The sequence below is a fragment of the Streptomyces sp. CA-111067 genome (assembly GCF_050956065.1).
Lineage (GTDB): Bacteria > Actinomycetota > Actinomycetes > Streptomycetales > Streptomycetaceae > Actinacidiphila.
Window position 1 is genome coordinate 524,989 of record NZ_CP192103.1, and the last position, 14,127, is coordinate 539,115.

12 protein-coding genes are annotated in these 14,127 nt (G+C 74.5%); 5 read left to right on the forward strand and 7 right to left on the reverse strand.

Features of this window, described 5'->3' with window-relative positions:
- The first annotated feature begins 92 nt into the window (after positions 1-92).
- From efeU to ACQPW6_RS02315, 5 genes are all read left to right on the forward strand, one after another.
- Positions 93-2,138: an iron uptake transporter permease EfeU gene (efeU, locus tag ACQPW6_RS02295; RefSeq protein ID WP_433894393.1), complete on the forward strand. Its 2,046-nt coding sequence runs from the start codon at positions 93-95 to the stop codon at positions 2,136-2,138.
- Between the two features lie 197 nt (positions 2,139-2,335).
- On the forward strand, positions 2,336-3,622 hold the full coding sequence (gene efeB, locus ACQPW6_RS02300; RefSeq protein WP_433894394.1) for an iron uptake transporter deferrochelatase/peroxidase subunit: 1,287 nt from the start codon (positions 2,336-2,338) through the stop codon (positions 3,620-3,622).
- 269 nt (positions 3,623-3,891) lie between these two features.
- A complete protein-coding gene (locus tag ACQPW6_RS02305) occupies positions 3,892-4,683 on the forward strand; it encodes a polysaccharide deacetylase family protein (protein WP_433887811.1) in 792 nt (263 codons plus the stop codon).
- A gap of 34 nt (positions 4,684-4,717) precedes the next feature.
- Positions 4,718-5,146, forward strand: a complete 429-nt coding sequence (locus ACQPW6_RS02310) for a BlaI/MecI/CopY family transcriptional regulator (protein ID WP_433887812.1) — start codon at positions 4,718-4,720, stop codon at positions 5,144-5,146.
- Between the two features lie 142 nt (positions 5,147-5,288).
- On the forward strand, positions 5,289-6,239 hold the full coding sequence (locus ACQPW6_RS02315) for a M48 family metalloprotease (protein ID WP_433887813.1): 951 nt from the start codon (positions 5,289-5,291) through the stop codon (positions 6,237-6,239).
- A gap of 29 nt (positions 6,240-6,268) precedes the next feature.
- Here ACQPW6_RS02315 and ACQPW6_RS02320 read toward each other — a convergent pair whose 3' ends face one another.
- The 7 genes from ACQPW6_RS02320 to ACQPW6_RS02350 all read right to left on the reverse strand — a co-directional run bounded on the left by ACQPW6_RS02320 (position 6,269) and on the right by ACQPW6_RS02350 (position 14,038).
- The gene (locus tag ACQPW6_RS02320) at positions 6,269-7,120 is read right to left on the reverse strand and encodes a COG4705 family protein (protein ID WP_433887814.1); all 852 of its coding nucleotides are present in this window, start codon (positions 7,118-7,120) and stop codon (positions 6,269-6,271) included.
- A 226-nt stretch (positions 7,121-7,346) separates the two neighbouring features.
- A complete protein-coding gene (locus ACQPW6_RS02325; RefSeq protein WP_433887815.1) occupies positions 7,347-9,842 on the reverse strand; it encodes an FtsX-like permease family protein in 2,496 nt (831 codons plus the stop codon).
- Positions 9,843-9,915: 73 nt separating this feature from the next.
- Positions 9,916-10,665, reverse strand: a complete 750-nt coding sequence (locus ACQPW6_RS02330) for an ABC transporter ATP-binding protein (protein ID WP_433887816.1) — start codon at positions 10,663-10,665, stop codon at positions 9,916-9,918.
- Positions 10,662-11,273, reverse strand: coding sequence for a helix-turn-helix transcriptional regulator (locus ACQPW6_RS02335; RefSeq protein ID WP_433887817.1), 612 nt, complete (start codon positions 11,271-11,273; stop codon positions 10,662-10,664). The genes ACQPW6_RS02330 and ACQPW6_RS02335 overlap by 4 nt, the downstream gene beginning before the upstream one ends.
- 138 nt (positions 11,274-11,411) lie before the next feature.
- On the reverse strand, positions 11,412-12,125 hold the full coding sequence (locus ACQPW6_RS02340) for an FAD:protein FMN transferase (RefSeq protein WP_433894395.1): 714 nt from the start codon (positions 12,123-12,125) through the stop codon (positions 11,412-11,414).
- A gap of 34 nt (positions 12,126-12,159) precedes the next feature.
- Entirely contained in the window at positions 12,160-12,657 is a 498-nt protein-coding gene (locus ACQPW6_RS02345; protein WP_433894396.1) for an FMN-binding protein, read from the reverse strand.
- Between the two features lie 16 nt (positions 12,658-12,673).
- The gene (locus ACQPW6_RS02350; protein WP_433887818.1) at positions 12,674-14,038 is read right to left on the reverse strand and encodes a ferredoxin reductase family protein; all 1,365 of its coding nucleotides are present in this window, start codon (positions 14,036-14,038) and stop codon (positions 12,674-12,676) included.
- Between the last annotated feature and the right edge of the window lie 89 nt (positions 14,039-14,127).

The window sequence follows — 14,127 nt, forward strand, 5'->3', positions numbered from 1 at the left end:
CTTCCGTGTAGACGAATCCCGGTCGCGTTGACTAAGGTGTGCCTTCGCTTACCAAGGCCAGGCACACCTAATCTTCTTCGGGAGTGGACCGTATGTGGGACGACGCGTTCCCGAGCTTCCTCATCGGGTTGCGGGAGGGGCTCGAAGCGGGCCTGATCGTCTCGATCCTCGTCGCCACGCTGGTACGGGCGGACGCCAGGTCGCGGCTGCCGCAGGTGTGGACGGGGGTGGCGGCGGCGGTCGCCATGGCGCTGAGCTTCGGGGCGGTGCTCACCTTCACCGCCGCGAACCTCTCGGCCACCGCGCAGGAGTCCTTCGGCGGCACGCTGAGCGTCGTGGCCGTCGCGTTCGTCACCGCGATGGTGTTCTGGATGCGGCGGTCGGCCCGTCATCTGTCCGGCGAGATCAGGGAGAAGGTCACCGCCGCGCTCACCATGGGCGCGGGCATGCTGGTGGTCACCTCCTTCCTAGCGGTGGGCCGCGAGGGTCTGGAGACCGCGCTCTTCTTGTGGACGACCGCCCGGGCCGCCGGGGAGTCCACCGGGCCCGCGCTCGGCGCGGGCGCCGGCCTGGTGATCGCCGCGGGCCTGTGCTGGGGCCTGTACCGCCGGGTGCTGAAGATCAACCTGACCAGGTTCTTCACGGCGACCGGCATCGTGCTGATCGTGATCGCCTCCGGCGTGCTGGGATACGGCCTGCGCGACCTCCAGGAGGGCGGGGCGCTGCCGGGGAAGACCGCCTTCGCGGTGGACCTCGGCGCCCAGGTGGACGCCGGTTCCTGGTACGCCACCCTGGTCCAGGGGGTGTTCAACCTGACCCCGACCATGACCTGGCTCCAGGTCATCGCCTACGCCGGCTATCTGGCCGTCGTGATGACGCTGTTCGTTCGCGGCGTGCGCGCGCCGCGGGCGCCGAAGGAAGCGACAACCGCGGGAGACTCCGCTTCGCAGCCGGCCGCCGACCCCGGTCCGGTCCCGCGCCGCCGTCCGGCGTGGGTCGTACCCGCGGCGGTGGTCGCCGTCCCGGCCGCCCTCGCCGGTCTGATCGTCGCCTTCAGCGACGGCAAGCCCGCCGGCGCGCAGACCGTCTCCGTCTCGGAGACCGACTGCGGGAAGGGCTTCAGCGCCCCGCAGGCCGGGCGCCGGACGTTCCAGATGCACAACACCGGTCGCAAGGCGTCCGAGGTCTATCTGATCAACCCCTCGACCAACGCGGTCTACGGCGAGATCGAGGGCCTGGCCCCCGGCACCACCCGCGACCTGGTCGCCACCGTCGTCGGCGGCGACTACGCCTGGCGCTGCGTGCCGACCGGCGGCAAGGCCGTCACCTCGGCGGCGGTACGGGTCTCCGGCGGCGGCACCGGCCGGGCGGTGCGGCCGCTCGCCGAGGCCGAACTCCGGCCGCCGCTGGCCTCGTACCGGTCCTACGTGACCGGCCGGCTCGGCACGCTCACCGCCCAGGCGGCCGAGCTCAGCGCGGACATCCGGGCCGGCGACCTCGCCGCGGCCCGCACCGACTGGCTCACCGCGCACCGCACTTACGCCTCGCTGGGCGCCGCCTACGGCACCTTCGCCGACTTCGACGCGAAGATCGACGGCCGCCCGGCCGGCCTGCCGGGCGGGGTGGACGACAAGGACTTCACCGGCTTCTACCGGCTCGAGTACGGCCTGTGGCACGGGCAGTCCGCGGCCCGGCTGGCGCCGTACGCCCAGCGGCTCGGCAGCGACATCGCCGGGCTCCGCAAGGCGTTCCCCACCCAGGAGTTCGACCCGGCCGACCTGCCGCTGCGCTGCCACGAGATCCTGGAGAACACCCTCCAGTTCGAACTGACCGGCGGCACCGACCAGGGCAGCGGTACCAACCTGGCCACCGCGGACGCCAATCTCGCCGGCACCCGTGAACTGCTGGGCGTGCTGCGCCCGTTGATCGCGGCGCGCGACCCGCACCTGCTCGGCACCGTGGACGCCGACATCGCCCGGCTCCAGGCGCTGCTCGACGCCGCCCACCACGGCGGCAGTTGGACGCCGGTGGACCGGCTCGACCCGGACGCCAGGGCCAGGATCAACGGCTCCACCGGGCAGTTGCTCGAAGACCTCGCACCGGTTCCCGACCTGCTCGAAGTCCGGAAGTCCGCCTGATGAGCGGGCACTCGGCCGAGGACCCACACCGCGGCGACGCGGCGAACGACCCACATCGCGAGCACTCGGCCGACGACCCGTATCCCGGGCACCCGGCGAACGACCCGCATCGCGGGGACGCGGCTGACGGCCCGTACCGCGGGCACCCGGCGAACGACCCGTACGACCCGCGCCACCGCCTCGAAGGGAATCCGCTCATGCCCGACCCCTCTGACATCCAGCGCCCGGCCGGCAGTTGCCCGGTCGGCGCGGGGCGCCGGTCCTTCGTGAAGGCCGCGCTGGGCGCGGGCGCCGGCGCCACGGCGCTGGCCGGCGGCGGCATCGCCGTCACCACGGCGCTCGGCGGGAGCAGCGCGCAGGCCGCGGCCCCCGGCAAGGCCAAGGCCGTCGCCTTCCACGGCACGCACCAGGCGGGCATCACCACACCCGCGCCCGCGGCGGCGACCTTCGTGTCCTGCCGCGTCATCGCCGACAACCGGGCCGAACTCGCCGCCCTGTTCAGGACGATCACCGAGCGGGCGCGCTTCCTGACCGCCGGTGGCACGCCCGCGGACCTGGGTGTCGGCGCGCCGCCGTCGGACAGCGGGATACTCGGCCCGGAGATCCCCGCCGACGCGCTGACCGTCACCGTCGGCGTCGGCCCGTCGCTGTTCGACGACCGCTACGGCCTGGCCGCCGCCAAGCCCCGCCGCCTCGCTCCGATGCCGGCCTTCCCCAACGACGACCTGGACCCCGCGCAGTGCCACGGCGACCTGTCGCTGCAGATCTGCGCCGGCAGCACGGACACGGTGCTGCACGCGCTGCGCGACCTCGCCCGGCACACCCGGGGCGCGATGCAGATCAAGTGGCGGGTGGACGGCTTCCAGAACGCCCCGCGGCCGGCCGGCGCCCAGCGCAACCTGCTGGGCTTCAAGGACGGCATCGCCAACCCCGACGTGGCCTCCGCCCGCGAGATGGACCGGCTGGTGTGGGTGACGGGCGCGCTCGGCGAACCGTCCTGGGCCACCGGCGGCAGCTACCAGGTGATCCGGGTGATCCGGATGCTGGTCGAGTTCTGGGACCGGGTCTCGCTGACCGAGCAGGAGAAGATGTTCGGCCGCCGCAAGGACACCGGCGCGCCGCTCGACGGGTCGGCCGAGACCGACATCCCCCGCTACCCCGACGACCCCCAGGGCAACGCGATCCCGCTCGACGCCCACATCCGGCTGGCCAATCCGCGCAGCGCCAAGACCGACGACTCCCGCCTGCTGCGCCGCGGCTTCAACTTCGACCGCGGGGTGGACGCGGTCGGCAACCTCGACATGGGCCTGGTCTTCTGCTGCTACCAGCAGGACGTGGTCCGGCAGTTCGAGGCCACCCAGACCCGGCTGATCGACGAGCCGCTGGTCGACTACATCTCCCCGGTCGGCGGCGGCTACTTCTTCGCGCTGCCCGGCGTGCGCGACCGCGGCGACTGGCTGGGCCGCGGCCTGCTGTCGGCCTGACGGAGCCACCGGCGGGGAACGGACCGGCCGCCGCCCGCACATCACCGACGGAACAAGCTCCCGGCCCCGGTTGTGGCAGCCCGGCCTACAGTTCTTTCTACAACGTGTAGTAGATTCACGCACGGCCCCAGGACCTCGACGTCACGCCGAGGTCACCGCAGGGGTGTGAGTGCGGCGCGCCCATGGGCCGGGCCGCCGATCGCCGAAGCGTATACCGACTCCCCGCGGAGCTTCGGCGCGATCTCCCACCTCCTCGAAGGAGACCGGTAATGAAGGCAGTTGCACCCCTTGCCCGTACGGTCCTGCGTACGGGCGGCGCGGCTCTCTCCGCACTGGCCGCCGTGCACGCGGGACCGGCCCTCTCGGCCTTCGGTCCGCTGCGCAACCGGCTCATGCCGCGGCTGTCCGGGCGCGGGCGGATCGACGATGTCGCGCTCACCTTCGACGACGGGCCCGACCCGCTGTCGACGCCCCGCTTCCTGCGGCTGCTCGACGACCGCGAGGTGCGGGCCACCTTCTTCCTGCTGGGCTCGATGGCCGTCCGCTCCCCCGGCCTGGTCAAGGAGATGGCCGAGGCGGGGCACGAGGTGGCGATCCACGGCTGGACCCACCGGGCGCCGCTGCTGCGCGGCCCCTGGACCACGTACGAGGACATGGCACGCGCCCGGGACCTGGTCGGCGGGCTCACCGGCAGCGCGCCCCGGCTGTACCGGCCGCCGTACGGCGTGATGACCGCCGGCACGCACCTGGCCTGCCGCCGTCTGGGGCTGACCCCGGTGCTGTGGACGGCGTGGGGCGAGGACTGGCGCGGGCGGGCGACACCGCGCAGCGTCCTGGAGACGGTCACCCGCGATCTGCGCGGCGGCGGCACCGTCCTCCTCCATGACTCCGACTGCACCTCCGCCACCGGCTCCTGGCGCAACACCCTCGGCGCACTCCCCCGGGTGCTCGACTTCTGCCAGGAGCGCGGCCTGACGGTCGGCCCGCTGCGCGGCCACGGCATGCTGCCGGCCGCGGGCTGGGCCGGCGGCCGGGGCCGGATCGACTCCTACACGTCGTAGTATCGTGAGGATCTGCTACGAAGGAGCGGGAAGCGTGGTCGAGCAGGATGGTGCCGGACCCGGGCGGCGCGCACCAGGCGAACTGGAGAGCGCGGTCCTCGCGGCCCTGTGGGCGGCCGGCGAGCCGGTCGGCGCCGGCACGGTACGCGCGAACGTCAGCGGCGAACCCGCGTACACCACCGTGCTGACGATCCTCACCCGGCTGCACGACAAGGGCCTGGTCACCCGGAAGCGCGCCGGGCGGAGCTTCCTGTACCAGCCCGTGCGCGACGAGGCCGGGCACGCGGCGGCCGGGATGCGGAACCTGCTGGAGCACGGCGGGGATCGCGCGGCGGTGCTCGCCCGGTTCGTTTCCGAACTGCCGGCTGAGGACGAGAAGCTGCTGGAGCTGCTTCTGCGCGACCACACGGCCGGCCCGGACAGCTCCGGGCCGGCGACCCGCCCACCCGGAGAGCGGGACTGACGATGTCCACCGTTCACGGTCGCGGGACGACCGGGACCGTTCCCGGTCGCGGGACGGTCGCCGAATCACCTGGACGCGATCCGGGGAGGCGACCTCGCGGACGCGCCCCGGAACCGGTCGTGGCATCAGGGACGGTACGGCGGTGAGGGACGCGGGGATCAGCCTGTGCGCGCCGCTGCTGGTCAGCGCGATCCTGGCGCTGACCGTGCCGCGGGCCGGAAGCCGGCTGCCGCCGCGGACGGCCGCGTGGCTTTCGGTGACCGCCGCCCTCGTCGCGGCCGGGGCCTGGGTGACCGGCCTGGCGATGATCGGCTCCACCATCGTCGGGCAGATCCCGCAGGTCGCCGAGGAGGGGCGCTGGTCCCCGCACGTACTGGCCGCGCACACCCCGTTCGACCGGCCGGTGGCGGGCGCCTGCGCGCTGGCCCTGATCGGCTGCGCCGTCGCACTGACCGTGGCCTCCATGCGGCGGGTCACGGTGCTGGTCGGCGCCTGGCGGGAATGCCGTGACCTGCCGGCGGCCGGCGGCCTGACGGTGCTGGACGACCCCGTTCCGGCCGCTTTCGCCCTGCCGGGCGCGCCGGGCAGGGTCGTGGTCTCCTCCGGCATGCTCCGGGCGCTGCCCGCGGACGAGCGGGAGGCGCTGCTCGCGCACGAGCGCGCTCACCTCCGGCACCACCACCATCTCTTCCTGCTGGTGCTCCAGCTCGCCGCGGCGGTCGATCCGCTGCTGCGGCCGCTGGCCAAGGCGGGCGCCTTCGCGCTGGAGCGCTGGGCGGACGAGGAGGCGGCCGACGTGGTGGGCGGCCGGCCGCTGGTCGCGCGGGCCATCGCCCGGGCGGCCCTCGCCGCGAAGAAGGCCCCGGGGCAGGCGCTCGCGGCCACCGGCGGTCCCGTCCCGCAGCGCGTCATGGCGCTGATGGCCCCGCGCGGCCCCGCCCGCCATCACCTGGTCGCCACGTTCGCGACCCTGATGGCCGTCTGCTGCGCCAGCCTCGCGCCGGCCGCCCACAACGTCGACGGCATGTTCGACGCGGCCACGTCCTCCCACGCGCAGACGCTGCCGCTCCGGCCGTCGGACCCGCCGTCGTAGAGCCGGAGCGGCCGTCGGGGAAGCCCTCGTCAGGCTTCGTTCTCCCCCGCGGTGTTCGCGGGCGCGTCGCGGCGGCCGGCCGCCAGGTAGCCGACCAGGACCACGATCAGCACGGTGAGCACCAGGCTGACCGGCCCCGTGCCCCAGCCCAGGCCGCCGCGCTGGGTGGACACCCCCATCCAGTCCGCGAAGGACGCGCCGAGCGGGCGGGTGAGGATGTACGCCCACCAGAACGCGGCCACCGGGTTGAGCCCGAGGAAGCGGCCGCCGAGCGCGGGGACGGCGATCAGCACCGCGAAGACCAGGCCGGAGGAGAAGTAGCCCAGGTGCAGGCTGCCAGCGGTGAGGTCGCCGGCGGCGGTGCCGAGCGCGAAGGTGGTCAGCACGGTCGCCCAGTAGAACTTCTCCCGGCGCGGGGTGCGGATGCTGTGGATGGACAGCGTTCCCTCGCTCCGGTACCAGGCGATCAGGACCGCCGTCAGGACCAGCGAGAAGACCACGGTGGACACCGCGTACGGCACACCGGCCACCACGTGCACGACGTCGGCGGCCATCGTGCCGAAGACGCTCACCATGACGACCGCCGACCAGTACGTCCAGGGCGAGTAGCGGCGGGCACGGAGTTGGAGCACCAGCAGGGACACCAGGCCGATCAGGCCGATCGCCCCGGCGACGACGGGCCCCAGCGCGTGGGCCAGGAAGTCCGAGGTCGTCTCGCCCATGCCGGTGGTGAGCACCTTGGTCGCCCAGAACCAGGCGGTCACCTCGGGCACCTTGCTCAGCGCGAACCCGCCCCCGCCGCCCGCTCCCCCGAGCCGGTGCCGCCCCGGCTCGTACCCCGCCGCCCCGGCCACCCGCGCATATTCGGACCGCTGCTCCATGCCACCGCAACTCTCCCGGCGCCGCACGCCGATTCCGCTCTCACCCGGCACGGCCCCGGGCACGCCGACCGGCGGCGAGGCCCGCCGGACCAACGACTACATGACTGTAGACGATACTGGACGGGCGAACTCCACCACGGGCCCGGAACACGGCGGGCCCGGCGACTCGGCATCTGACGCCGCCGGACTTCACGGCCCACGAGAACGGCCGGCAGCCGCCATCCACTCACTCGAGCAGCCGCCTGGCGATCCCCGAGGGCTGACGTCCCGCCAGCGTCCAGCCCGCCGCGGTGGCGATCAGCGGGACGCCGAGCAGAGCAGCGGCAAGGGGCACGTACGGGACGCGGTGGAGTTGGGAGAGGTCGTCGGCGAAGGCGGCGACCAGGACGGTGTAGGCGCCGAGCGTGCCGAGGACGGTGCCCGCGACGGCGAGGCTGCCCGCGGTGACGGCGGTCAGGGCGCGACGGGTCGCGGAGGCGGCTCCGGTGGCGGTCAGGGTGCGCAGGTCGTCGGCGGCCTCGGCGCGGATCGTGCCGACGGTCATCGCGAGCACGCCGAGCGCCAGTGCCGCGCCCGCAGCCATCGATGCCCAGCGGAGGGTGGCCAGGTCGTCGTGGTGGTCGCGGGTCTCGGCGACCAGGCCGCTCCTGACGGCGAGGTCGAGGGCCGCGGTGGTCTGCGCAGCGGTCAGATCGTGCGGCACTGAGACGAACCAGCCGACGGTGACGGTCCGCCAGCCGTAGCGGTGCAGGCCGCTCTCGGTGAGGAAGACCCGCGGCACCGAGCTGTACGCGGAACCGGGGACGTGCACGGTGCTGGCGCTGTCCAGGTCGCGCCGCGCCGCGCCGAGCAGTGACAGCGTGCCGTGGCCGCCCAGCGTGGTGACCACGTCGGTGCGGGCGCCGGCCGCCGCCGGGCCGAGGCCGAACCGCCGCGCGGCGGCGGGCGTGGCGACGTACAACGGGTCGCTGGCCCAGGTGTTGGGGCCCTGCCTGGTCCCGGCCTCGACGGCCGGCCGGCCGCCGGTGCCCGCGCGGGACCCGTCGTCGGACGCGCGCACGTGTGGGTCGTACGCCATGAGAAGCGGGGTGGCGGTGCCGCCGAGCGCGGTCGCGTACCCCTGCACCGCGGTCTGCTCCCGCCGGACGTCGGCTCCGCTGAGCAGCGGCACGACCGGGCCCTTCGCGGGGGTGCGGAAGAGCAGTTGGCGGGTGGAGAGGTTGCCGGCGGCGGCCCGGTCCTGGCTGGCGGCGGCGAGGGCGCTGACCGCCACCGCGATGCCGATGGCCAGGGTGATGGCCGCGAGAGCCGCACCGGAACGCGCCTGGTGCCGTCCGAGGTCGCGCAGGACGAGCCGGGTGGTGAACGGCGCCCGCCCGGCGGGGGCGGCGAGCGCCCGGATGACGAGCGGGCTGAGCAGCAGGGTCCCGAGGACCACGGCCGCGATGCCCACGCACATCAGCAGGGGGTTGGTCCGGTGCGCCGGGATCAGACAGCCGATTCCCGCGGCGGTCAGGATCAGCGCCGACCACGCGGACTGGCGGCCCGCGACCGCCCGCGGCGGCCGGGCGGACAGCGCCTGGACGGCGGGGATACGGGCCATGGCGCGGGCGGGCCACCAGGCGGCGGCGGTCGGAGCGAGCACCGCGATCAGTGCCATCAGGGCGATCAGCGCCCACGGCACGGCGAACCGGTCGATCCGGTGGCCGGCGGCAGCCTCCAGATGCGGGGCCAGCGGCAGCCAGGCGGCGATACCCACGGCGGTGCCGGCCGCAGAGGCCGCGACACCGGTCAGCGCGCCGTGCCCGAGCAGCACCAGCCGTACCTGCCGGTCGGTCGCACCGAGGGTGGCGAGCATGCCCACCTGCCGCAGCCGTCGCTGCGCGACGGCCGCGAACCCGGCGGCTGCGACGAGCGAGACCAGCAGCAGGGCGACGGTGGCGAGGACGAAGACGAAGGCGTCGGGAACCGCGCCGGTGCCGCGGAAGTCGGCACGGACCTCGAACGCCGGCCGGGCGGTGCCCGCATGGCGGAAGGCGTCGAAGGTGCCGGACGGCGCCGCGGCGAAGGCGTCGGCCGACACCGCGGGGCGGCCCGCGACGGTCATGCCGTCGGGACCGGGTGCGGTCAGCGCGAAGACGTCGTCGAGGTTGCCGGGGTTCTCCACGATGCCGACCACGGTGAGCCGCTGTCCGTCGAGTGCGACGGTGCGGCCGAGGCCGGTGCGCAGAAGGCCGGCCGCCGACCCGGTCAGCGCGGTCTCGGTCCGTGAACCGGGTGCCGGCCAGCGCCCCGCCCTCAGCCCCAGCATCGCGGAGCCGTAGCGGCCGTGCGGGTCCTGCGCGCGGATGTCGAGGGCCTGTGCCGAGCCGGGGATCCCCGCCTTGCGGTGGGCGATGATCTCGACCGGGCCCAACCCGGCCCGGGCGGCGGCCAGTTGTGTGTGCAGTACGGCGGGGTCGCCGACGTCGAGATGCAGGATCTGCCGGGCCGAGCCGAACGTGCCCGCCGGGGACGGCTGGTAGGCGTGGGTGGCGGTGAGGCCGCTGACGGCGGCGGCGGCCGTGCAGGCGATGAGCGCCAGCAGCAGCACCTGCCGCCGCCACTCGCGGCGCAGCAGCCGCCAGGACCAGCGCAGCACGGCGGCGCGTGCGGGCAGCCCGCCGTGCGCGGGCCGCCGGCCGCCGGCCGGGACGGCGGGCGCGGGCCTGGTGAGGGTCACCGTCGGACCTCCTGGCGGGACGGGCGCGGGCACGGGCGGCCGAGGAGCCCGTACGTCAGGGAAGCCCGGCTTCTCATCGGTCCGCCTCCCCGCTCTGCGGGCCGGTCGGGCCCGAGGCCAGCAGCGACTCGGGGCCGGGGAGCGGCGGTGTGCTGTCCACCACCTCGCCGTCGCGGACGAAGACCACCCGGTCGGCCCAGGAGGCGAGTTGGGCGTCGTGCGTGACGAGCACGGCTGCGGCCCCGTCTCTGCAGGCGGACCGGATCAGCCGCATCACGCCCTCGCCGCTGCGCGAGTCCAGGGCACCGGTCGGCTCGTCGGCCAGCAGCAGCCGGCGCTCGCCGACCAGTGCCCGGGCCAGCGCGACCCGCTGGCGCTGGCCGCCGGACAGCTCGTCGGGGAAGCTGTCGGCGCGGTCGGCCAGGTCGAGTTCCTCCAGGGCGCGAAGCCCCGCGCGGCGGGCCGGCCTGGCCTTCACGCCGTCCAGTTCCAGCGGCATCGTGATGTTCTCGACGGCGGTCAGACCCGCCAGCAGATTGAAGTCCTGGAATACGTAGCCGATATGGCGGCGCCTCAGCCGGGCCCGGTCGTCGCGGCTCAGCCCGGACAGCGCGGTGCCCTCGATGAACACCTGGCCGGCCGTCGGCTCCTCCAGGCTGCCGGCGACGGTGAGCAGAGTGGACTTCCCCGAACCGCTCGGACCCATGACGGCCACCATCTCCCCGGCGGCCACGGTGAGATCGACATCGACCAGGGCGCGGACCGCGGACGGACCTGCGCCGTACGTCTTCGACACACCGCGCAGTTCCAGCGGGGCGCTCATCGGGAAGCTCCTTTCGAAGCCGCGGGCGAGTTCGGGATCGCGGGCGAGACCGGCGGCGCGGCGGGAGCACCGGTCGCCCGTGCGGGCCCGGTGTCGTGGTGCCGCAGCCGCCCCTGCGTGGCGTCCAGCCACCGGACCACGGACTCCAGCCGGAAGAGCTGCGCGTCGGTCACCACCAGCAGCGACAGGTCGTCCGCCGCGTTCTCCTTGAGCCGGGTGTACTGCTGCATCTGCCCGATGATGTGGCGCCGGTGCGCCTGGAGGATCCCGGCGACATCGACGCCGGGCAGCCGCAGCGCCACCAGCACCTTGATCAGGAGTTCGTCACGGGGCGGGGTGTCCGCGCCCGGCGGGGTGCGCAGCCATACGGCCAGCTCGGCGCTGCCCGCCTCGGTGATCCGGAAGCTCTTCTGCGGACCGGCCTCGGCGGTGTCGTCGGGATCGGACTCGGCCAGCCCGTCGCGCTCGAGCCGCTGCATCGTGGTGTACACCTGACCGACGTTCAGCGGCCAGACCTCGCCGGTCCTGGCCTCGAACTCCTGCCGCAACTGGAGACCGTACTTCGGCCCCTCGCTCAGCAGGGCCAGCAGCGCGTGGCGCACGCTCACGGAACCTCCCAGGTTTATGTATACCGGGTATGATACCCGGTATACATAAAGAAGAAAGAGGCGCGCCTGAACGAATGTGCGGGCCTTCGCCGCCGGGCGGCAGGAAGGCGAGCCGCTCGGAGGGCGGGCCTTCGCCCGTCAGCGGCGCGGGGCCCGGAGCGCCGGGCCGGTGCTCCAGGACGTGCCGTCCGGGGTGATCGCGAAGGACCGGGTGCCGGGGAGGGATGCGAGCCAGTCGCGGGCCCCTGCGCCCATCGCGTAGCCGGCCGTGGCGTACGCGTCCGCGTCGGTCAGGCCGTGGCAGATCACCGTGAGCGAGGCCAGTGCGGGCGCCGGGGGGCGGCCGGTGCGGGGGTCGACGATGTGGCAGCCGCGTTCGGCGGGGCCCGAGGTGGCGACGGCCAGTTCGCCGTCGGCGGGTATGACCGCCGCCAGTTCACCGTGGCGCAGCGGGTCGCTCACGCCGATCCGCCACGGGCCGCCGTGCACCTGGACGTCGCCGCCGCCGTTGACGCACACCGCGTCCGCGCCGGCCGAGGCGATCATGGCGGCGGCGCGTTCCACCGCCCAGCCCTTGACCAGGCCGGTGGGATCGAGGCCGCCCGCGTACCGGGCGCTGAACCAGCCGCCTGTGCGCCGCTCAGCCTCCTCGCAGAGACGGAGCACCTCCCCCACCTCCGGGGCGCAGGCGGACAGCGCCAGCGTTCCGGCCGCCAGCCGGCTGATCTGGCTGCCGGGCCGGTAGGTCGAGAAGACATCGTCCACGTGGACCAGCCAGGCCGCCGCGGCTTCGAGCGCCGCTGCCGCCCGCGGGCCGCCGCCGCGTACGTCGAAGGAGAAGACCGTGCCCATGGTGTGCTCGACCTTGCGCAGCCGGTCCGGGATGTCAGCCACCGGCCTTGTCCAGGGCGCTCTGGAGGGACTGGATGTAGCCCTCGCTGGTGTAGGTCGCACCGGAGACGGTGTCGATGGTCGCGCTCTGCGCCGCCAGTGCGGCCTGGGTGAGTTCGGGCACGGCGAAGCCGGAGATCTCCTCGTCGCGGGGGTTGCCGCTGGGCAGCTGGACGGCCGACACGGCGGTGATCCTGCCTGCTTTCAGGGTGACCCGCAGCTGCACGGGCCCGTAGCGGGTCTGCACGGTGTCGCCGTCGACGGTCCGGGTCCCCGTCGTGCTGGCTGATCCCGTGCCGCCCGAGCCCGTGCTGCTTGAGCCGGCAGTGGTGGAGGGCGCCGAGGCGGACGGCGTGGGCAGCGGGGCCGCCGGCCGGCCGGCCGCGTCGGCCGCCCCGGCGGTCGCGTGCGGCTTGAGGCTGAGCAGGAGCAGTACGCCGGTGGCGGTCGCCAGGGTGCTGAGCAGGATGCGCCGCGCAGGGCGGCCGGACAGGCTGTTCACGGGCGTCTCACAGTTCGAACGACTCGTGGTGGATGTGGCGGCCCGGCACTCCGGCGGAGCGCAGGGCTTCGTAGGACGCCTGCGCCATGCCGGGCGGCCCGCACAGGTAGACGTCGTGCCGGGCGACGTCCGGTACGACAGCGCGCAGCAGCTCCGCGGTGAGCCGGGTGCCGCGGCCGTCCGGCTGGTTGAGGACGTAGTGCAGGCGCGCCTGCCGTGCGGCGGCTATCGACTCCAGCTCGCCGCGCAGCGCGAGGTCGTCCGCGGTGCGGGCCCGGTAGATCAGCGTCAGGTCGCCCGGGCGTGCGGGCAGTGACTCGAACAGGGCGCGCAGCGGCGTCACCCCCACCCCGCCCGCGAGCAGCAGCACCTTCTGCCGGGTCCTGCGGTCGGCCGTCAGGGCGCCGTACGGGCCCTCGGCCCAGATCCGGGTGCCGGGCCGCAGCCGGGCCAGCTCCGCGCTGTGGCCGCCCACCGCCTTGACGGTGATCCGCAGCAGGTCCGGCCGCGGCGCCGCGGACAGCGAGTACGGGGTCGCCGTCCACCACAGTCCGGGGGCCAGGAAGCGCCAGCGCAGGAACTGCCCGGACCGGGCCGCCAGTTCCGGCAGCCGCTCTCCGCGCACGATCACCGACACCACCTCCGGCGCCTCCCGGACCACCCCGGCCACCCGCAGGCCGTGCCGCAGGTTCAGCCGGAGCGGCGCGGCGACCCGGTACCAGAGCACGGCCGCCGTGGCCGCCGAGTAGAGCGCATACCAGAGGTCCCGCACGAGCGGGTGGGCGGCGAAGTCCGCGCCGAGGGCGAGCTGGTGCCAGAAGGCGAGGAAGAGGGCGAGGTAGGTGAGCAGGTGCAGGTAGTACCAGGTCTCGTAGCGGACCCTGCGCCGCACCGCCCGTACCGAGACAGCCCCGACGGTGAGCAGCAGCAGCCCGCCGATCGTGCCCTTGAGCATGTCGGGGTAGGTCAGCACCACGCTGGTCGTCTCGCCGACCACGCCGGTGTGGGCCTGCACGGCGTAGCCCCAGAGGATCAAGGTGATGTGCGCGAGCAGCAGGCACACGGTGTAGCGGCCCAGCATGGCGTGCCAGCGGGCCACCCGGTCGCTGCCGACGCCCTGTTCCAGCAGCGGGATCCGGGCCATCAGGCCGACCAGCAGCGCACAGCAGTACCCGGTGAGCAGGCCGGCGATCCGGCCCGCGCCGATCAGCCAGTCCGCGGCCCCGACCACGGCGCCGGTGTCCTGCCACCACAGCGCCAGGACGCCGGCCGCGCCCGCCCAGCACAGCGCCAGGACCGGTGCGGCCGGCGAGCGGCGCCGTGCGGGTGCCACCGCGTGCCGCGCCGGGCGCGGACTGTATGTGGTGGTCATGGGGTGAATTCCTCTCCTTCGCCCTGCACGGCCACTGTGCGGGTGAAACCTCTCAACCAGCTCTGAACCGGCCGCCCCGCGACGCCTTC

Excerpts from the sequence above, each read along its gene's own strand:
- efeU (WP_433894393.1), top strand. The coding sequence starts at position 93 with ATGTGGGACGACGCGTTCCCGAGCTTCCTCATCGGGTTGCGGGAGGGG.
- efeB (WP_433894394.1), top strand. The coding sequence starts at position 2,336 with ATGCCCGACCCCTCTGACATCCAGCGCCCGGCCGGCAGTTGCCCGGTC.
- ACQPW6_RS02305 (WP_433887811.1), top strand. The coding sequence starts at position 3,892 with ATGAAGGCAGTTGCACCCCTTGCCCGTACGGTCCTGCGTACGGGCGGC.
- ACQPW6_RS02320 (WP_433887814.1), bottom strand. The coding sequence starts at position 7,120 with ATGGAGCAGCGGTCCGAATATGCGCGGGTGGCCGGGGCGGCGGGGTAC.
- ACQPW6_RS02330 (WP_433887816.1), bottom strand. The coding sequence starts at position 10,665 with ATGAGCGCCCCGCTGGAACTGCGCGGTGTGTCGAAGACGTACGGCGCA.
- ACQPW6_RS02340 (WP_433894395.1), bottom strand. The coding sequence starts at position 12,125 with ATGGGCACGGTCTTCTCCTTCGACGTACGCGGCGGCGGCCCGCGGGCG.
- ACQPW6_RS02350 (WP_433887818.1), bottom strand. The coding sequence starts at position 14,038 with ATGACCACCACATACAGTCCGCGCCCGGCGCGGCACGCGGTGGCACCC.